17 protein-coding genes are annotated in these 18,248 nt (G+C 49.1%); 11 read left to right on the top strand and 6 right to left on the bottom strand.

Annotated features, from left to right (window positions below; genetic code table 11):
- Nucleotides 1-180: 180 nt before the first annotated feature.
- The 4 genes from BDE01S_RS02365 to BDE01S_RS02350 are packed head-to-tail and all read right to left on the bottom strand — an operon-like array spanning nucleotide 181 to nucleotide 3,991.
- Nucleotides 181-831 (bottom strand): ABC transporter ATP-binding protein, encoded by a 651-nt coding sequence (locus BDE01S_RS02365; RefSeq protein WP_066076850.1) that lies wholly within the window; start codon nucleotides 829-831, stop codon nucleotides 181-183.
- Nucleotides 828-1,625, bottom strand: a complete 798-nt coding sequence (locus BDE01S_RS02360) for an ABC transporter permease (protein ID WP_066076847.1) — start codon at nucleotides 1,623-1,625, stop codon at nucleotides 828-830. Before BDE01S_RS02360 ends, BDE01S_RS02365 begins: the two co-directional genes overlap by 4 nt.
- Nucleotides 1,625-2,797: a capsule biosynthesis protein gene (locus BDE01S_RS02355; protein WP_066076844.1), complete on the bottom strand. Its 1,173-nt coding sequence runs from the start codon at nucleotides 2,795-2,797 to the stop codon at nucleotides 1,625-1,627. The genes BDE01S_RS02360 and BDE01S_RS02355 overlap by 1 nt, the downstream gene beginning before the upstream one ends.
- Before the next feature lie 18 nt (nucleotides 2,798-2,815).
- Nucleotides 2,816-3,991, bottom strand: a complete 1,176-nt coding sequence (locus BDE01S_RS02350) for a polysaccharide biosynthesis/export family protein (RefSeq protein ID WP_082790397.1) — start codon at nucleotides 3,989-3,991, stop codon at nucleotides 2,816-2,818.
- 107 nt (nucleotides 3,992-4,098) lie between these two features.
- Here BDE01S_RS02350 and tagD point away from each other — a divergent pair, with 107 nt between their 5' ends.
- From tagD to BDE01S_RS02315, 7 genes are all read left to right on the top strand, one after another.
- The gene (gene tagD / locus BDE01S_RS02345) at nucleotides 4,099-4,488 is read left to right on the top strand and encodes a glycerol-3-phosphate cytidylyltransferase (protein WP_066076841.1); all 390 of its coding nucleotides are present in this window, start codon (nucleotides 4,099-4,101) and stop codon (nucleotides 4,486-4,488) included.
- A gap of 2 nt (nucleotides 4,489-4,490) precedes the next feature.
- The gene (locus tag BDE01S_RS02340) at nucleotides 4,491-5,765 is read left to right on the top strand and encodes a tetratricopeptide repeat protein (protein ID WP_066076838.1); all 1,275 of its coding nucleotides are present in this window, start codon (nucleotides 4,491-4,493) and stop codon (nucleotides 5,763-5,765) included.
- 10 nt (nucleotides 5,766-5,775) lie between these two features.
- Nucleotides 5,776-9,585 (top strand): CDP-glycerol glycerophosphotransferase family protein, encoded by a 3,810-nt coding sequence (locus tag BDE01S_RS02335; protein ID WP_066076835.1) that lies wholly within the window; start codon nucleotides 5,776-5,778, stop codon nucleotides 9,583-9,585.
- 37 nt (nucleotides 9,586-9,622) lie between these two features.
- Nucleotides 9,623-10,495 carry a hypothetical protein gene (locus tag BDE01S_RS02330; RefSeq protein WP_066076830.1) on the top strand — a complete coding sequence of 291 codons (873 nt, stop codon included), beginning with the start codon at nucleotides 9,623-9,625 and terminating at the stop codon, nucleotides 10,493-10,495.
- 82 nt (nucleotides 10,496-10,577) lie between these two features.
- Nucleotides 10,578-11,594, top strand: coding sequence for a UDP-glucose 4-epimerase GalE (galE, locus tag BDE01S_RS02325; protein WP_066076827.1), 1,017 nt, complete (start codon nucleotides 10,578-10,580; stop codon nucleotides 11,592-11,594).
- A gap of 96 nt (nucleotides 11,595-11,690) precedes the next feature.
- Complete coding sequence (locus tag BDE01S_RS02320; RefSeq protein ID WP_066076824.1) at nucleotides 11,691-11,885, top strand: zinc-finger domain-containing protein; 195 nt, start codon at nucleotides 11,691-11,693, stop codon at nucleotides 11,883-11,885.
- A gap of 11 nt (nucleotides 11,886-11,896) precedes the next feature.
- Nucleotides 11,897-12,244 carry a hypothetical protein gene (locus tag BDE01S_RS02315; protein WP_066076821.1) on the top strand — a complete coding sequence of 116 codons (348 nt, stop codon included), beginning with the start codon at nucleotides 11,897-11,899 and terminating at the stop codon, nucleotides 12,242-12,244.
- Between the two features lie 96 nt (nucleotides 12,245-12,340).
- Here BDE01S_RS02315 and BDE01S_RS02310 read toward each other — a convergent pair whose 3' ends face one another.
- A complete protein-coding gene (locus BDE01S_RS02310) occupies nucleotides 12,341-12,805 on the bottom strand; it encodes a universal stress protein (RefSeq protein WP_066076818.1) in 465 nt (154 codons plus the stop codon).
- A gap of 234 nt (nucleotides 12,806-13,039) precedes the next feature.
- Between BDE01S_RS02310 and BDE01S_RS02305 the strand changes: the two genes are divergently transcribed.
- From BDE01S_RS02305 to cysI, 4 genes are all read left to right on the top strand, one after another.
- Nucleotides 13,040-13,819, top strand: a complete 780-nt coding sequence (locus BDE01S_RS02305; protein ID WP_066076815.1) for a tRNA threonylcarbamoyladenosine dehydratase — start codon at nucleotides 13,040-13,042, stop codon at nucleotides 13,817-13,819.
- An 11-nt stretch (nucleotides 13,820-13,830) separates the two neighbouring features.
- On the top strand, nucleotides 13,831-14,676 hold the full coding sequence (locus BDE01S_RS02300; protein ID WP_115225388.1) for a segregation and condensation protein A: 846 nt from the start codon (nucleotides 13,831-13,833) through the stop codon (nucleotides 14,674-14,676).
- 168 nt (nucleotides 14,677-14,844) lie between these two features.
- Nucleotides 14,845-16,071, top strand: coding sequence for a nicotinate phosphoribosyltransferase (gene pncB / locus BDE01S_RS02295; RefSeq protein WP_066076807.1), 1,227 nt, complete (start codon nucleotides 14,845-14,847; stop codon nucleotides 16,069-16,071).
- 148 nt (nucleotides 16,072-16,219) lie between these two features.
- The gene (gene cysI / locus BDE01S_RS02290) at nucleotides 16,220-17,995 is read left to right on the top strand and encodes an assimilatory sulfite reductase (NADPH) hemoprotein subunit (RefSeq protein WP_066076804.1); all 1,776 of its coding nucleotides are present in this window, start codon (nucleotides 16,220-16,222) and stop codon (nucleotides 17,993-17,995) included.
- On the opposite strand, the gene BDE01S_RS11545 is transcribed toward cysI, so the two are convergent.
- On the bottom strand, nucleotides 17,992-18,248 hold a 257-nt coding region (locus tag BDE01S_RS11545), incomplete at its 5' end, for a hypothetical protein (protein WP_218015847.1). The two genes, cysI and BDE01S_RS11545, sit on opposite strands and share 4 nt — an antisense overlap.

The following is an 18,248-nucleotide window of genomic DNA, read 5'->3' as shown; positions in this document are numbered from 1 at the left end:
ATAATAGTGAACCAAAATAAAAAAGCTATGGCAGCGGCTATGCCGAAGCATGAAGCCGGTTTTCAGACGGCATCAAATCCCGTGCATAAACGCAGCCCAAAGCCGACCAACCAAGCTGCCCCCGTGCAAACATGAAAAAGCCGTCTGAAAACACGGTTTTTCAGACGGCCTGTTGCGGCTTTACACCAGCGAATTGTAATAAGCGTAGGCTTCATCCATATTGTCAAAGCGGCTCATGTGTCCGTCTTCCAGCACCATCGCATTATCGCAATACTGCTTCATCGCGCTGACGCTGTGCGATACCAGGATAATCGAGCGGTCTTTGCGCTTTTCGAAAAGCTCGTAGCGGCATTTATCGGCAAAGCGCGAATCGCCCACGGCAATCACTTCGTCAATCAGATAGCAGTCAAACTCCACCGCCAGCGACAGGGCAAAGGCCAGCCGCGCTTTCATACCTGAGGAGTAACGCTTCACCGGCTCGTAAAGATACTGTCCGAGCTCGGAAAATTCTTCGGTAAACTGTTTGACATACTCGATATCGACATCGTAAATGCGGCAGATAAAGCGCAGGTTGTCCATACCCGTCAGGCTGCCCTGAAACGCGCCGGAAAATGCCAGCGGCCAGGAAATGCTCATGGTGCGCTTGATTTCGCCCGAAGTCGGCGGCTCCACGCCGCTAATCAGGCGGATCAGCGTGGATTTGCCCGCGCCGTTGCGCCCGAGAATGCCGATTTTTTCGCCTTTTTGCAGGCTGAAATTGATGTCTTTCAATACCGTACGCATACCGTTGCGGGTTTGGTACTGCTTGTAAACGTGTTCCACGGAAATCATTGCGGCTCTACCCCTTTGCTGAATTTGCTGACCATGGCCAGACCGAACAGCAGCAAGACCAGATTACACAAGATGAGATACCACGGGTTTTCATAAGTGACCGCGCTGCTGCCGAAGTAGCCCGCGCGGAACATTTCCGTACCGTGCACCATGGGGATTTTGAGCGCATATTCCTGCACTTGCTGCGGCAGGCTGTGTACAAAGAAAAATGTACCCGAAATCGGCATCATCACAAAGCTGAGCGTACCCCAGAGTTTGCCGAAAAATTCAAACTTCACCGATACCGCGCAAATCACCAAGCCCAAGCCGACGGCGAATACCGCCATCAGCAGCCAAGCCAGCAGCATATAGAACACATCGGCCGGCATCTCAATCCAGCGGATGGCAATCAATACGCCCATCAGCACGATTTGGGCAATCGTCGCCCCGGCAATTTCCAGCAGCATCCGCGCAAAAATGGTGTCCAGCACCCGCACGTTGCGGTGGTAAAGCAGGCTGATGTTGGCGGAAATCGAGCCGATGGCGCGGCCTGATGCGTTGCGCCACATCATCATCATCGGATAACCGGTAACCGCAAAGGCCACGATGTTCAAATCCGATACTTGGTCGGCGCGGAAAAATTTCCACATCAGCACCATCAGCAGCGTCATCAGCAGCGGCTCGACAAACAGCCATAAAAAGCCGATGTTGTTGCGGCCGTAGCGCGTGATGATTTCCCGCATCAGCAATGCGCCGATGACCCTTTTCTGAATCATCAGCGATTCCCAAAACGATGTTTTATGCAGCTCTTTCATCAGTTTTTATGCTCTCGGACGCTGGCTGCCAGCAGGCTGATGATGCCGTACACAATCAGGCCGATGATAAACGTTGCCACGATGTTGTACAGACGCTTGGGCTCGAGCGCCAAGTCGGGCTTGCTCGGTGTGGAGATGACTTCCAGATAAAGCTGCTGGCGGTCGGCTTCGGCTTTGGCGCTTTCCAGCGAAGTCATGGCGGCGGCCAGCTGCTGCTCGGCAAGCTGGTTTTCCAGAAATACGCGCTGGTAATCGGAAGCCTGGCGGGTGAGCGAACCTTCGCTGCCGCCTGAAATCGCGCGCAGCTGCTGGGCAATTTCTTTACGCAGGCTTTTCTCGCGTGCCACCAAGCCCGGAATCTGCGGGTTTTCCGGCGTGACCGCCCGCACCTGGTCGAGCTGGGTTTGAATCACAATCAACTCGTCCTGCAGCTTGGACACCAGCCCCATCTGCACTTCGGATTGCGCCTTCAAATCGAATACGCCGTTGGAGATGCGGTATTCGGTCAGGCTCTGCGAAGCGTTTTTCACCTGCTCTTCCGCTGCGGCAACCGCTTCTTCCGCATAGCGGATGGTATCTTGGCGCGCGCGCGCGTTCAGCTGGTTAATCAGCGCCTCACCCTGCTTGAGCAGGGCCGCATTAATTTTTTGCGATTCGGCCGCGTCAAACGAAGTCACGTTCAGGCTGGAAATGCCCGATACGGCGTCAAAGCGGATGGAAACTTTATCCTTGTAATATTGGTAAAAAGCCTCTTCTTCGCCGCTAAAACCAAAGCCGTTGAAGCGGCTGAAAATATCGCCTTTGGTTTCATAAAATTCGCGTACCGGCATGGCTTCGCGCAGCGCGTCCAGAGCCGAACGCGACTGCATATATTCCTGCACCGTATAAATATCGTCTTGCGCCCGCGCAAAACCCGAGCCCTGCAAAATCGCACCCAGGCCGTTTAAAGAAGTCTGGCTCTTAGGCGAACGCACCACAAAACTTGACTGCGAGGTAAAGCGGTCGGAAGCAATCAACCCGAAATACACCGTCGATACCAAAGTCGGTATCACCACGGTCGCCCACATCAGCGGGCTGATTTTACGCAACAGGCTTTTCTTTTTTTTCTTCGGCTTCACCGGCTCGGCCTTTTCTTCGGCAGCCGGAACAACCACAGGAAGCTGATCGGACATGATTTTCCATTCACTCGATTAATTAGTCAGATTATTGACGCTGTTGACGCCGCTTACAACGGGCGAGAAGACAAACGACAAGAATTTTTGTACTTCGGCCAAAGGCGCATTCGATACATACAGCACGTCTTTATTTTTCACGGGGAAACGCTGCATCCAAAACAGGGAGTTCGCGTCCGCCATATTCACGCGGTACACCACCGGAATATCCGCATCCGCAGAATAGCCCTTACCCATCCACTTGCTCTGATTTTCAGACGGCAGCTCATACAGCGGCGTATAGCGGAATACAAACACCCCGCGCGCGTCCGAGCGGCGGTCTTGCAGGCCGCCCATACGGCCGACCGCCTCTGCCAGCGACAAACCTTTTACCGAAAAACCGATCTGCTGACTGCGGCCGACCGCACCCATAGAAGTAAAGCTGTTCGGATTGGTTATCATCGTAACAATGTCGCCTTTACGCAACAGAATATTCTGGCGCGGATTAGCCACCAGGTCTTCCAAAGCGACCGTTTTCACCTCGTTGCCGCGCGTCAGCTGCACATTCGTATCCTGCACATTAGCCGTCGAGCCGCCGACTGCGGCCACCGCGTCCAGCACGCGCTCGCCTGCCGTTGTCAGCGGCATACGCACGCTGTTGCCCGCGCGGATTACCGATACCGTCGCCGCATTGTTCTGCACCAGGCGCACCATGACCTGCGGCTGGTTGGCCATCTTTTTCAGACGGCCTTTAATCATATCCTGCACCTGAGCCGGCGTTTTACCCGCTACGGAAATATCGCCCACAAACGGCACGGATACCGTACCGCGTGCGCTGACCATCTGCTCCGGCAGTTTGGTCTGCTGCGCGCTGCCCGAGCCTACGGAAGACAGCGCCCCGCCGAACAATACCGCCGGCGGCGCTTCCCAAATCGTGATATCCAGCATATCGCCGACATCAATCGCCCCGTGCGACGCATAGCCGCCGCCCCACTGCGCGAAAGACTGGCTGGCCTGCTGCTGATAAAGGCTTTGTACCACGCCTTCATTCACATCAATCAGCTCAACCTCCGGCAAAGCCGCCTCGGCGTGCTGCTGCGACAAACCGGCCACTTTTTTGGCACTCGGGCCGGAAGTCGGAATATAGGCGCAGGCCGATAAGGCGCAACAAACCGCCCCGCCTACAATGCCCCGTAACAAATGATTGGTTTTCATAAAATAGGTAAATCCACTTAAATCGAACTTAGAATGGGATTATAATTTATCAGATATTTTTTGTAACCACATAATGTTAATATATTAATAAGTTTATAGATAGTATTATGAAGAAAGTTTTGACATACGGCACATTTGACTTACTCCACCATGGCCATATTAACCTACTCAAACGTGCTAAAGCTCTAGGCGATTACCTGACTGTTGCGGTTTCCACTGACGAATTCAACCTTGGCAAAGGTAAGGTTTGTACCTATCCATATGAAGAACGTGCGCAAATTTTAGAAGCCATCCGTTATGTTGATAAAGTTATTCCCGAGTCAAACTGGGAACAAAAAATTCGAGACGTCCAAGAAAATGACATTGATGTCTTTGTGATCGGCGACGACTGGAAAGGTAAGTTCGATTTCTTAAAAGAATACTGCCAGGTGGTTTATCTGCCCCGCACCGAAGGGATTTCGACCACGCAGATTAAAGAGACGCTTTCCGGCCAATAACCATGAAGCCGTTTCGCTCCGCACTTATCTCAAAATACCAACACACGCCTTTTGTTCAACGTTGCCTGCAGATTAAACACCACATCGCAGGCACTCGGCAGACCAGGGGCGTGCACGCTTATCTGTATCTTTATCAGATGGCGCAGGCATTTGAAACTGCCGATCATGCAGCCATTCATCAACTTGCCGATAAATTGCTTCAAAAAGGCGATCCCTTGGGGCATTTGTATTTAGCAAAAAGCCATTTACTCACCGATGATAACGAACAGGCAAAAGCAGCACTGGGCCGATTTTTAGCCGAAAATCCGCACCACGCCGAAGCCACTTATCTGCTGGCAGAAATTTATGTCCGATTATCGGAAAAGCAAGCAGCGTGGCAATGCCTACAAGACTTATTGGCGCATTCTAAGCGTGGCAAAACTTGGCAGCATTTATCCAATTTGGTGGATATGCCGTCTGAATTTGAGCGATTTTGCACGCTGTTTGCCAGCTACTTTCCTGATTATCAAACCAAAGCCTTACCCTTTGATATCGCCAGCCACCTATCCAATGCCGCCACTCGTGCTGGCGATACTGGGTTTGCCCTTGAGCTTTGGCGTAGGCAGTATCGATTGGGTGAGCAGGTAAAAAATCCGCAAAAATCAACCGCTTCCAATCAATACACGGACGAAAAAGCTGCCGCTGCCTTGGCAGCGTTAAAGCAATGCTTGGATCATCAGCAAGTTGAATTTTTCTTAATCAGCGGTACTTTGCTCGGCTGTATCCGTGAAGGCAAATTGCTCGGACACGATAAAGACATTGATGTCGGCGTGTGGGAAACACATACGGTGCAAGATTTGGCATGCATAATCCGCCAAAGCGGCTGCTTTTATATTTTACCGATTTACAGTCAAGATATTTTGGTGGCTCGTCATGTCAGCGGCATTACCATTGATATTTTTATCCACCACCGTGATGATGGTGATTATTGGCATGCTGGTAAAAAAACAAAATGGCATAACACTCCTTTTAAACTGATTAATCATAATTTTTTAGGAGATGATTATCTAATTCCCCAAGATTATCAATTGTATTTAAGTGAAAATTATGGGTTTGATTGGATGATTCCAAAGATAGATTTTGATAGTTCGCTAGATACGCCAAATGTATCCATTTTGTCAAAGGAAGAATTTATCATCTACCTTTATAAAAAATTATTAAAGCCTAATAAATTATCTAACAATATGTTGAAAAAATTATTTATTGAGTTAAAGAAACACGAATCAGATATTGTATAAAAAGTTTTAAATGCATATGAAAAAGAAATCTTATCCAAGTCCGTTTAATACGCCATTGTCTTATTGGCACGGATTAATATTGTATCGTAAACAAAAATGGAAAGAAGCGCAGAGCTATTTTCAAAAGGCCGTTGAGCTATCCCCAAAGCATTCCTATGCTAATTTTAAGCTGGGCATGTGTTTTTTTAAGCAAAAAAAATGGGAAGAGGCTCTGAAATACTTTGAAATAGCGCTCTCACTAAACTCCACAAACCAAGAAAAGTGGAGTATCCAATTTGTTCAAGCAAAACGACGAGTCCTTGCATCAACCTCCCTTGCTGGTGCTTCAACAGGTGTGAAAGAGTCTCTTTTGCGTGAAAAAATTGAACTTGGCGTTAATACAGAAGAAGCATATGCAGAGTTAGCAAAACTTTTGCATAAGCAAGGCAGGTATTGGCAAGAGATTGATGCTTTAAACAAAGTTCTTTCCTTACCTCCTGTAAAACTTCCCATTCCTGAATTGTATATTCAACTGGCCAATGCTCATCTGGCAATGAAGCAGTATGGTAAAGCTTTCCGAGCATTTCAAGCTGCTATAGATATTCCTGGAAAACACCAGGTCTCATCTTTGTTCTATAAAGCTGGCTATTGTATTGAACACATGGAATCTCCTGATAATTCATTGCTAGCTCAGGCGACTACTCTGTATGCCAAGGCTATATCAAAAGACTCTCAATTAAGCTCACGAAAATTTGGAATTGGTGTATTTCATGAGAAAGAAGGTCTGTGGCCCGAGGCAATTAAAGCGTATAAAAAAGAACTTTCAGACAATCCCCAAAAAACTTATTTATATGAAAAACTCGGCTTTGCCTATCAAAAAAATTATGAATGGGCTAATGCAAAAGAATATTTCCAACTTGCTATCAATGCGCACAATATTCAAAATCCTGAATGGCATTACCGACTAGGGTTCAATGATGAACGATTAGGTAATTATGAAAGTGCAGTAAAAAACTACTCTAAAGCAGTTCAAATCAAATATACCGCTTATTGGTATTATCGCCTAGGAATTTGCCTCTCTTACCTTGGTAAAGACCAAGAAGCTGTTGCTGCATTCCTAAAAACCAAACGCAATTTTAAGCCAGCTAAAAATATAGCTACTTATCTATACTCACGCATAGTGCACAATGCTGCCCAAGAATTAGACTCTGATACAACCCAAATTGACCTATGGGAAAAATTTGCAGACTTGTATTTTAGCAAAGGAGACTTGGATAAAGCATGTGAATATTACTACAACTATATCATACGAAATAACGAACACAATACCGATGCGTATTACAAATACGGATTTTTACTTGCAGAAAACAAACAGTTTGGGCAAGCTGCTGAAGTCTTAAAAAATATTCGCATATTAAGAGAGCCATATGGCACTCCGTTATCAAAATTTGATAATAATGAAGAGTTTAGACGGCCAGCTCTTTACATGGAATATTTCCGACACTTAAGTACAAATCCTGATATTGTATTATTTGAAAGTTTTTCCGGCGTAGGAATTTCATGCAATCCTTTTGCTATATTCATGGAGATGATTTCTGATGTGCAATATAAAGACTTTCTATTTGTCTGGGTGGTGAGCAACCCAGAGAAGATTCCTAATGATCTAAAAAAATATAAAAATGTTATTTTTGTAGAAAAAAATTCCGATTTGTACCTAAGATATTTATGCACAGCTAAATATCTGATTAATAATTCAACCTTCCCTCCTTACTTTATTAGAAAGGAAGATCAGTTATATCTAAACACTTGGCATGGTACCCCATGGAAAACAATGGGTAAGGATATTAAAAATAACTTTATGGAGTTAAAAAATACCCAGCGAAACTTTCTACAAACAACCCATATGCTCAGTCCTAACCCTCATACAACATGGGCATTAACTGACCGATATGATATTACTGAAATTTATAGTGGAAAATTATTAGAATCTGGTTATCCTAGAATTGATTTAACACTTAATGCTTCCGAGGAGAAAAAAGATTATCTGCGTAAAGAGCTAAATATTATTCATGGAAAAAAAATTATTCTCTATGCGCCAACCTGGCGAGGAACGTTAGGCTCTCCAGAGGTTGAGTCAGAAAAGCTAATTTCTGAAATTGAATTACTGGCAAAATTAGATGCTAATATTCTCTTTAGAGGCCATTACTTTGTGGAAGAGAATGCCTATGACTCTGGCATTGGGAGATATATTGTTCCAGAACACATCAACACAAATGAGTTATTATCAATCGTAGATATTCTGATTACAGATTACTCAAGCATAGCATTTGATTATATGGCTACAGGCAAGCCAATCATCTACTATATTGACGACTATGAGGACTATAAAGAAAAACGTGGTTTGTATTTCGAAGTTACTCAGCTTCCTGGAGTAATGGCTAAAACAGCTGATGAGTTATATGAGGCAACAATATCTCTAGTTAATAACAGCTCAAGAACTCATTCCCTTTATCCAGAGGCAATGAAAAAATTTACACCTTATGATAATGGAGACGTAACCAAACGAGTTATCAATTGGTTCTTTAAAAATCAAACTGATAATAATGAAATTTCTTTACAAGCGCCCACTAAGAAATCCTTACTCTTTTTTGGTGGTGAATTTATGCCGAACGGTATTACTGCTTCACTTATTAATCTCCTTACTAATATTGATAAAGAAAAATATACAGTTTCACTACTTATCGACCCTAATGCAATTGCAAGTGATGAAAAGAGATTGGAACAGTTCTACAAATTACCAAGCGATATCCGAATCATTCCCCGTGTCGGTCGTATGAACCGAACTGTAGAAACAGACTGGATTGAATTTAAAGCCAATATTTACAAGTATTTACCTAAAAACATGGAGCCCTATTTCAATGAAGGCTATAAATATGAGTTTCAACGCATGGTCGGTTTCTCAAACTTTGATGCTCTAATTGAATTTTCGGGCTATAGCCGTTTTTGGACATATGTATTAGGTGCTGCAGATTTGCCAAATGCAGTAAAAAGCATTTATCAGCATAATGACTTATATGGCGAATGGAAAATGAAATATCCACGATTAGAAAACACTTTTGGTGCTTATCATAACTTTGATAAAATTATTTCCGTATCAAAGCCAACAATGGAGTTAAACAAACAAAACTTAGCCTCTATCTTCCAGCTTGATGAAAATAAATTTGATTATTGTGATAATGTGCAGAATCCTGATTTTATTTTGAATCAGGCACAGGAAGAATTGCCAGAAGAAGATTTTCATTATTTTGCTAAAAAGAATCGGGATAGAGATACTATTTTTATTAACCTAGCAAGACTTTCTCCTGAAAAAAACCAGGCTAAATTGATTAATAGTTTTAGAAAATTGGTAGATACATATCCAACTGCTAGATTGCTGATACTTGGCGACGGTCCTCTAAAAACAGACTTAAGTCAACTAATTAGAGATTCAGACTTGAATAATAATGTTTACTTGCTTGGATCTAGATTTAATCCATTCCCATTTTTGAAACATGCAGATTGTTTTGTATTATCTTCTGATCATGAAGGTCAACCCATGACCTTATTTGAAGCAATGATTCTGAAAAAACCAGTAATTGCTACAGATATAGTTGGCTCGCGTAGTGTATTAGAAAACAGACCTGGCTTGCTAGTTCCCAATAATGAGGAAGGCTTGCTTCAAGGTATGATAGATTTTATTGAAGGAAAATTATATTTTGGAGATTTTGATTATAGTAAATATCAGAAAGATGCTCTAGATATGTTCTATTCCAAAGTATCTCATAAGAAAAATATTTGCTGAATGAATTAATCCATCCCATAAGTTAGGCTTTTAATCTATGAACAACATTCAAATCTATCAAATTTTTTATGATGAAAAATCAAAAAATGAAATACTTGATGGTTTTATCCCTCTAGACAACACATCTTCGAAAGGAGAAGGAGCAGAGTGGTATGAGTTTAGAGCAATTAGAGACTTTTTGAATAATCACGAATTGAGTGATGATACTGTATATGGTTTCGTTTCTCCAAAATTCACCTCAAAAACTGGACTTAACGCAGAAAAAATTAAAGAACTAATAGCCAAAGATATTAATGATTATGATGTTTTTATGCCAACAGTTCATTACTATCATATAGCTTTTTTTCTCAATCCTTTCGAACAAGGAGAATATGCTCATAAAGGAATAATTGACCTAACAAAAAAAGTAATTGACAGATTGAGTTGGAATTTTGATATAGATAATCTTGTTAGCTCCACAGATTCTTTTACTTTTTGTAATTATATTTTTGCAAAAAAATCCTACTGGATTAAGTGGAAAAAAATGGCTGATGCATTTTATAACCTTGTTGAGAATGATTATACTAATTTAGGCGAACAGCTCAGGGGAGATACTGCATATAAAGGAAATAAGGCTGCATTTAGAACTTTTATACAAGAACGTTTTCCTGCTATTCTTTTGGCAAAAGAGTTTTTTAATATCAAAGTTTTTGATACAAAAAAATTTTTTATATCTCCAATGTTCGGTCCATCTAAAAAACAGAATTTTAGCCATTCTGCATTTGAAATGTGTAACATCATGAAAAAATTTTATTTAATGACAGGTGATGTTCGTTATTTAAATAGTTTTTTTGCTATCCGGAGCACTATACAAGTATCTTCTGGCTTAAAAGATTTTATTGAGCCAAGGCAGTATAATATAGGTTTATAATTTTGAATTTAAGCTTTGAAATTTTTTCAGACAGCCCTAGTTAGCAATCTTACCCCTTCCAAATTAATAAAGAAGTAACACCATGAGCAAAATTTTAGTAACCGGCGGCACCGGCTTTATCGGCTCGCATACCGTCGTTACCTTGTTAAACGCCGGCTGCGAAGCCGTTATTCTCGACAACTTCTGCAACTCCTCCGCCAACATCCTGCCGCGTCTGCAGCAGATTACCGGCAAAGAAATTCCGTTTTACCAAGGCGACATCCGCGACCGCGCCCTGCTGCGCCGGATTTTTGCCGAACACGATATTCATACAGTTATGCACTTTGCCGGTTTGAAAGCGGTAGGCGAAAGCGTGGTTGAACCGGCAAGGTATTACGACAACAATGTCAGTGGCAGCCTGATTTTGGCCGAAGAAATGGCACGCGCGGGCGTGTTCAACATCGTATTCAGCTCGTCGGCCACCGTTTACGGCAACCCCGAGCGCACGCCGATTACCGAAGATATGCCCGTCGGCGGTACCACCAATCCTTACGGTACATCCAAATACATGACCGAGCGTATGCTGGCGGACATCCACAAAGCCGACCCGCGCTGGAGCGTGGTGCTGCTGCGCTATTTCAACCCCGTCGGCGCGCACGAAAGCGGCTTAATCGGCGAATATCCGAACGGCATTCCCAATAACCTGCTGCCCTATATCTGCCAAGTTGCATCGGGCAAGCTGCCCTATCTGTCGGTATTTGGCGATGATTACGACACCCCCGACGGTACGGGCGTGCGCGACTATATCCATGTGGTCGATTTGGCCGAAGGCCACCTGAAAGCCATGCAGGCGCGCGCCGACCGCCCGGGCGTACATATTTTCAACTTGGGCACGGGGCAAGGCTATTCCGTCTTGGAAATGGTGAGGGCATTCGAAGCCGCATCCGGCTTAGAAATTCCCTACCAAATCAAGCCGCGCCGCGCCGGCGACATCGCCACCTGCTTCGCCGACCCCGCCCATACCCTGCGCGAAATCGGCTGGCAGGCCAAGCTCGGCCTGCCCGAAATGATGCTTGATTCCTGGCGCTGGGTCAGCAACAATCCGAACGGCTACGAATAAGCCGACCGCGCCACTGAGGCCGTCTGCAAATCACCCGTTTTTCAGACGGCCTTGCCGCTTCGGAAGCAATATATCGTTTCAAAGAAAGGGACAGTTATGAATACCCGCGAAAACCCCGCCATCGAAATCACCCCCGATGCCCTGCCGCTGCACTGCTCCGGCCCGCAGCATGAAACTTGGAACGGCCACCCGCGCGTTTTCCTGCCCATACAGTCCAACGGCGACATCGAATGCCCCTATTGCGGCACGCGCTATTATCTGAAAGGCGACATCCCCCATCATCATTACTGAGCAGGGCTGCCATGCGCCACACCATCACCGCCGCCCTGCTGCTCCTTACTGCCGCCTGCGGCTCATACAAAGCCGTGCGCCACGCCGAGCCTGCTCCCGTTATCGCCGATACGCCCACCCACGCCGTGCGCTACGCCGCGCCGGACGGGCAGACGCTGACTGCCGTTTATATCAACAGCAACAGCCCCATGACTGTCGATCTGCAGCAAGGCAATACCGTCGAGCGTTTGCAGCTGGTCAATACTTGGACGCAAGGCGCGGAATACAGCAGCTACGACACCCGCTGGCATGTGCAGGACAACACCGCAACCCTGACCCGCCGCAACCGCCCGACGGTGTTTACAGAAATCGCCGAATAGCCGTTGCGCTTCGATACGCGTTGCCCCGAGAAATAAAAAGGCCGTCTGAAAACTAAGTTTCCAGACGGCTTTTTTACAACTAACCACTTAATCCAATCAGGCTTCTTCGCCCTTGCTACGGATAATCAGCAGCGGCAGATGGCTTTGGCGCATCACGGTTTCTGCGAAGCTGCCCATCAGCAGGTGCATCAGACCGGTGCGGCCGTGTGTGCCCAACACCAGCAGATCAGCGCCGTTTTTATCGGCGTAATCCACCAGCTCCTGCGCCATTTCGCGCGCGCCTTTGTTGGCGACCAGCAGGTGTTTCACGATATTTTCCACGCCGTCGGCGCGTGCGGCGGCTTCCGCGCTTTCCAAGACTTCCGTGCCTTGGGCGACGGCAGCGGCTTCATAGCTTTCGTGCTGCAGAAATTCGGGCGCGAGCGCCATGTATTCCGCCGGATTGGCCACGTGCACCAGGGTCAGGCGTGCGGCATTGATACCGGCCAGCGTCGCGGCGTGTTTCAATGCGTTTAAAGAAGTTTCACTACCGTCAACAGCAACAACCAAATGCTTGTACATATTCATTCTCCTTGAAGCGCCGCCTCGGACGGCATCACGATGGGAACCGGAGCGGCCTTTTTCAGACGGCCGGCCGGCGGGACAGGATGCGGGCATTACTAAGAACACCGACATTTGACTATACACAACACTTCCCGATACTTCAAGTATAATACGCCAAAGCCGCACAGGCAGCCCTTTCTGCCGCCGCGCCCGGATTATCCGCCTCCTTTTTGATTTAACACAAGATTAGCCATGTCCGACACCGATTTCATCTCCCCGCGCCGCTTCGGCGGCATCGCCCGACTTTACGGCCCTCAGGCCCTGCAGCGCTTTGCCGGCGCACATGTGTGCGTGGTCGGCGTCGGCGGCGTCGGCTCGTGGGCGGTGGAAGCGCTGGCACGCAGCGGCATCGGCCGCCTGACCCTGATTGATTTGGACAATGTTGCCGAATCCAACGTCAACCGCCAGCTGCACGCGCTGACCGATGATTTCGGCAAGGCCAAAGTCAGCGCCCTGCGCGAACGCATCGCCCAAATCAATCCGCAATGCCGCGTCACCGAAATCGAGGATTTCGTGACCGAAGACAATTTGGATGCCCTGTTTTCAGACGGCTTCGATTTCGTTATCGACGCCATCGACCAAATCCGCGTCAAAGCCGCGATGGCAGCCTATTTCGTACAACGCCGCCAGCCCTTTATCCTCAGCGGCGGCGCCGGCGGGCAGCGCAACCCCGCGCTGATTCAAACCGCCGACTTGAGCCGCGTCACCCACGACCCGCTGCTGTCCAACCTGCGCTACACCTTACGCAAACGCTACGGTTTCTCCCGCGACACCCAAGCCAAAATGCGCGTGCCCTGCGTTTATTCCACCGAAAACATCACCCCGCCGCAATCCGGCGAAGCCTGCGCCACCGACGCCGCCCCGCAGGGCTTATCGTGCGCGGGCTACGGAGCCAGTATGCTGGTGACGGCAACTTTCGGCCTGTATTGCGCGCAGGCGGCGATTGAACATATTGCGGCGGAGACGAAATGAATACGGCTGAAATGTCTTCCGGCGCACAGGCCAAGCCGTCTGAAAACACCGTTGCATGGGTGTTCGGCCAGCCCGTTACCGATATTCCGCAGGATTTGTTTATCCCGCCCGATGCCTTGAAGGTGGTGCTGGGCAGCTTTCAGGGGCCGCTGGATTTGCTGCTGTATTTAATCCGCAAGCAGAATATCGATGTATTGGATATTCCGATGGTACAGATTACCGAGCAGTATCTGCACTATATCGCGCAGATGGAGGCTTATCAGTTTGATTTGGCGGCGGAATATCTGCTGATGGCGGCGATGCTGATTGAGATTAAGTCGCGCCTGCTGCTGCCGCGTCCGGAAAGTGTGGAAGAGGAAGAGGCCGACCCGCGTGCCGAGCTGGTGCGCCGTCTGCTGGCCTATGAGCAGATGAAGCTGGCCGCGCAGGGTTTGGACGCGCTGCCGCGTGCAGGGCGCGATTTCGCCTGGGCCTATCTGCCGCTGGAAATTGCGCGGGAGGCCAAGCTGCCCGAGGTGTATGTGGCCGATTTGACCCGCGCCTGGCTGGGCATTCTGTCGCGTGCCAAGCATACGAAAAGCCATGCAGTGGTGCGCGAGGCGGTGTCGGTGCGCGCGCAGATGTCGGCGATTTTGCGCCGTTTGAACGATGCGGGCTTGTGCCGTTTCAGCGCGCTGTTCCGCCCTGAGCAAGGGCCGGCTTATGTGGTGGTGAATTTCATCGCGCTTTTGGAGCTGGCCAAAGAGGGGCTGGTCCGCATTGTGCAGCCCGATGCGTTTGCAGAAATCGAAATCCATTTGAAGCAGGACGATTCTGCGCCGCTTATCGATGAAGGTGTGGAAGAAATACCGCAATAATGCGTTTTTCAGACGGCCTTTGCCCGCGCCGCGCCCACAACTGCGGGCAAACGTGTTGTATAGTGGATTCAAATAAGAAAGATACAAGGCGGCAAGCCGCAGCCAACGCTGTAGATTTTTTATTTGAATTCACTATAATAACGGCTGCTTCTGCCGAAGAGAACCTCAATGAATATCCCACAGCATACGCCCATCATCCAATCGCTGCTCGACACCGATTTATACAAATTCACCATGCTGCAAGTGGTGCTGCATCAGTTTCCGCAAACCCACAGCGTTTACGAGTTCCGCTGCCGCAACACCGAAATGCCCTACCCGCTGGCCGACATCCGCGCCGATTTCGAGCGCGAGCTGGATGCACTGTGCCGCCTGCGTTTTACCGAAGACGAGCTGGCCTATCTGCGCGGGCTGCGGTTTATCAAAAGCGATTTTGTCGATTATCTGGAGCTTTTCCAGCTCAAACGCCGCTTCGTGCACGTCGGCAGCGACAGCAAAGGCCGTCTGAATATCCGCATCGAAGGCCCAATGATTCAGGCCATGTTTTTTGAGATTTTCATTCTGGCGATTGTCAACGAGCTTTACTTCCGCCGCCTCGAAACGCCGGAAATCCTGGCCGAAGGCGAGCGCCGCCTGCAGACTAAAGCCGCACGTCTGCAAGAAATCGCCGCCGCGCAAAATCCGAACGACCCGCCGTTTCTCGTCTCCGATTTCGGCACGCGCCGCCGCTACAAACGCGCCTGGCAGGAGCACGTTGTCCGCACCCTGCACCAAGCCGCGCCCGACATCTTCCGAGGCACCAGCAACGTCTATCTTGCCAAAAAACTCGGCATCTTCCCCATCGGCACCATGGCACACGAATTTATGCAGGCCTTCCAAGCGCTCGACGTGCGCCTGCGTAATTTCCAAAAAGCCGCATTGGAAAGCTGGGTACACGAATACCGTGGCGACTTGGGCATCGCCCTGACCGACGTTGTCGGCATGGACGCTTTCCTACGCGACTTCGACCTCTATTTCGCCAAACTCTTCGACGGCCTGCGCCACGACAGCGGCGACCCCTATCTCTGGGGCGACAAAGCCCATGCCCATTACCAAAAGCTCAAAATCGACAGCCGCACCAAAATGCTGACTTTTTCAGACGGCCTCGACATCGAAAAATCCTGGGCGCTGCACCAATATTTCAAAGACCGCTTCAAAACCAGCTTCGGCATCGGCACCAACCTCACCAACGATGTCGGCCACACCCCGCTCAACATCGTGTTGAAACTGGTCGAATGCAACGGCCAATCCGTTGCCAAGCTCTCCGACAGCCCCGGCAAAACCATGACCACCAACGACACTTTTCTCGCCTACCTGCGCCAAGTGTTCGACGTGGCCGACCCGCCGGCCCAATCCTAAAGCAACGGCGTACCCGAAGGTACGCCGTTTCCATTTCCCGATATAACAAAATCATCTTTGATTACAACCAACCATTCTTTCCCATTTTCAGACGGCATCGGTACAGTAGCGGGCAGACTACCATATAAACTTACGCCCAGGAGCGACCATGACCACCACCACCGACCCGCGCGCCAAGCTGCCCGACGCGCCCCTTGCCGACAACGAACGCCTTAAAAGCGAAAGCCGCCACCTACGCGGCACCATCGCCGAAGACCTGCAAGACGGCCTGACCGGCGGCTTCAACGGCGACAACTTCCAGCTCATCCGCTTCCACGGCATGTACGAACAAGACAACCGCGACATCCGCGCCGAACGCAACGAACAAAAACTCGACAACCTCAAAAACGTCATGCTGCGCTGCCGCCTGCCCGGCGGCATCATCAAACCCGAACAATGGCTGGGCATCGACCAATTCGCCGGCGAAAAAACCCTCTACGGCTCCATCCGCCTGACCAACCGTCAAACCTTCCAATTCCACGGCGTATTGAAAGACGACATCAAACCCATGCACCAATGGCTCAACGAGCTGGGGCTGGATTCCATCGCCACCGCAGGCGACGTCAACCGCAACGTCCTCTGCACCAGCAACCCCGTAGAAAGCAGCCTGCACAAAGAAGCCTACGAATGGGCGAAAAAAATCAGCGAACACCTGCTGCCCAAAACCCGCGCCTACGCCGACATCTGGCTCGACGGCAAAAAACTGCATTCCACCGAAGACTTGGCGGAAACACCGCTTGCCGACGCCGTCAAAAGCGGCGACGCCACCGAACCCGTCTTAGGTAAAAACTACCTGCCGCGCAAATTCAAAACCACCGTCGTCATCCCGCCGCACAACGACGTTGATCTGCACGCCAACGACTTAAACTTCGTCGCCATCGAAGAAAACGGCAAACTGGCCGGATTCAACGTACTCGTCGGCGGCGGCCTGTCGATGGAACACGGCAACCACAAAACCTACCCCAACACCGCCCGCGAATTCGGCTTTATCGGCTTGGACAAAGTGCTCGACTGCGCCGCCGCCGTCGTATCCGTACAGCGCGACTGGGGCAACCGAAGCGACCGCAAAAACGCCAAAACCCGCTACACCATCGAGCGCGTCGGCTTGGACGTATTTATCGAAGAAGTGGAAAACCGCATGTGCAGCAAATTCGAACCCGTCCGCCCGTACACATTCACCTCGCGCGGCGACCGCATCGGCTGGGTGCAGGGCGAAGAAGGCAACTGGCATCTGACCCTGTTCATCGAAAACGGCCGCCTGCTCGACTACCCCGGCCGCCCGCTGAAAACCGGCATGCGCGAAATCGCCAAAGTCCACCAAGGCGACTTCCGCCTGACCGCCAACCAAAACCTGATTGTCGCCAACATACCCGAAGCGCAAAAAGCCCAAATCGAGCAAATCGCCCGCGAACACGGCCTCATCAGCGACACCGTTACCCCGCAGCGCGAACACAGCATGGCCTGCGTCGCCCTGCCCACCTGCCCGCTGGCCATGGCCGAAGCCGAACGCTTCCTGCCCGCCTTTGCCGATAAAATCGACACCATCATGGCGGAAAACGGCCTGAGCGGCGAACACATCGTGTTGCGCGTCAACGGCTGCCCCAACGGCTGCGGCCGCTCCATGCTGGCCGAAATCGGTTTGGTCGGCAAAGCCGTCGGCCGCTACAACCTCTACACCGGCGGCAACCGAGAAGGCACCCGTATCCCCCGCCTATATAAAGAAAACATCACCGAACCGGAAATTCTGGAAATTTTGCAGGAATGGATTGCTGCTTGGGCGGAAAAACGCGAAGCCGGAGAAGGCTTCGGCGACTTTGCCGTACGCACCGGCATTGTCCGACCCGTAACCGACGCCCCGCGCGATTTCTGGATCGCACAAGCCTAAACGCCAAGTAAACAAAGAAAAAGAGAGGAGAAACAGGCCGTCTGAAAATCCGTTTTCAGACGGCTTTTTTTACTCTTTTTGCCGATAAATGTTATGGTCAGGTAGCGGACTTGCGAAGCTAATGACGAAAATCTGGCGATTTTCTGTCTGCGGAAATTCATATATTGTTGAAAACAATAAAAATATCTCAATATATCAGTAGGTCGGTCACTTTTGCCCGACGATTCGTTGATATAGCTGAAAATATCAGCCC

This window comes from Bergeriella denitrificans NBRC 102155, assembly GCF_001592185.1.
Lineage (GTDB): Bacteria > Pseudomonadota > Gammaproteobacteria > Burkholderiales > Neisseriaceae > Neisseria > Neisseria denitrificans.
This window is presented reverse-complemented; position numbering and strand designations above follow the sequence as displayed.

What these genes read in the sequence shown, in the direction of transcription:
- BDE01S_RS02365 (WP_066076850.1), bottom strand. Translation starts at nt 831, where the DNA reads ATGATTTCCGTGGAACACGTTTACAAGCAGTACCAAACCCGCAACGGT.
- BDE01S_RS02360 (WP_066076847.1), bottom strand. Translation starts at nt 1,625, where the DNA reads ATGAAAGAGCTGCATAAAACATCGTTTTGGGAATCGCTGATGATTCAG.
- BDE01S_RS02355 (WP_066076844.1), bottom strand. Translation starts at nt 2,797, where the DNA reads ATGTCCGATCAGCTTCCTGTGGTTGTTCCGGCTGCCGAAGAAAAGGCC.
- BDE01S_RS02350 (WP_082790397.1), bottom strand. Translation starts at nt 3,991, where the DNA reads ATGAAAACCAATCATTTGTTACGGGGCATTGTAGGCGGGGCGGTTTGT.
- tagD (WP_066076841.1), top strand. Translation starts at nt 4,099, where the DNA reads ATGAAGAAAGTTTTGACATACGGCACATTTGACTTACTCCACCATGGC.
- BDE01S_RS02340 (WP_066076838.1), top strand. Translation starts at nt 4,491, where the DNA reads ATGAAGCCGTTTCGCTCCGCACTTATCTCAAAATACCAACACACGCCT.
- BDE01S_RS02335 (WP_066076835.1), top strand. Translation starts at nt 5,776, where the DNA reads ATGCATATGAAAAAGAAATCTTATCCAAGTCCGTTTAATACGCCATTG.
- BDE01S_RS02330 (WP_066076830.1), top strand. Translation starts at nt 9,623, where the DNA reads ATGAACAACATTCAAATCTATCAAATTTTTTATGATGAAAAATCAAAA.
- galE (WP_066076827.1), top strand. Translation starts at nt 10,578, where the DNA reads ATGAGCAAAATTTTAGTAACCGGCGGCACCGGCTTTATCGGCTCGCAT.
- BDE01S_RS02320 (WP_066076824.1), top strand. Translation starts at nt 11,691, where the DNA reads ATGAATACCCGCGAAAACCCCGCCATCGAAATCACCCCCGATGCCCTG.
- BDE01S_RS02315 (WP_066076821.1), top strand. Translation starts at nt 11,897, where the DNA reads ATGCGCCACACCATCACCGCCGCCCTGCTGCTCCTTACTGCCGCCTGC.
- BDE01S_RS02310 (WP_066076818.1), bottom strand. Translation starts at nt 12,805, where the DNA reads ATGTACAAGCATTTGGTTGTTGCTGTTGACGGTAGTGAAACTTCTTTA.
- BDE01S_RS02305 (WP_066076815.1), top strand. Translation starts at nt 13,040, where the DNA reads ATGTCCGACACCGATTTCATCTCCCCGCGCCGCTTCGGCGGCATCGCC.
- BDE01S_RS02300 (WP_115225388.1), top strand. Translation starts at nt 13,831, where the DNA reads ATGTCTTCCGGCGCACAGGCCAAGCCGTCTGAAAACACCGTTGCATGG.
- pncB (WP_066076807.1), top strand. Translation starts at nt 14,845, where the DNA reads ATGAATATCCCACAGCATACGCCCATCATCCAATCGCTGCTCGACACC.
- cysI (WP_066076804.1), top strand. Translation starts at nt 16,220, where the DNA reads ATGACCACCACCACCGACCCGCGCGCCAAGCTGCCCGACGCGCCCCTT.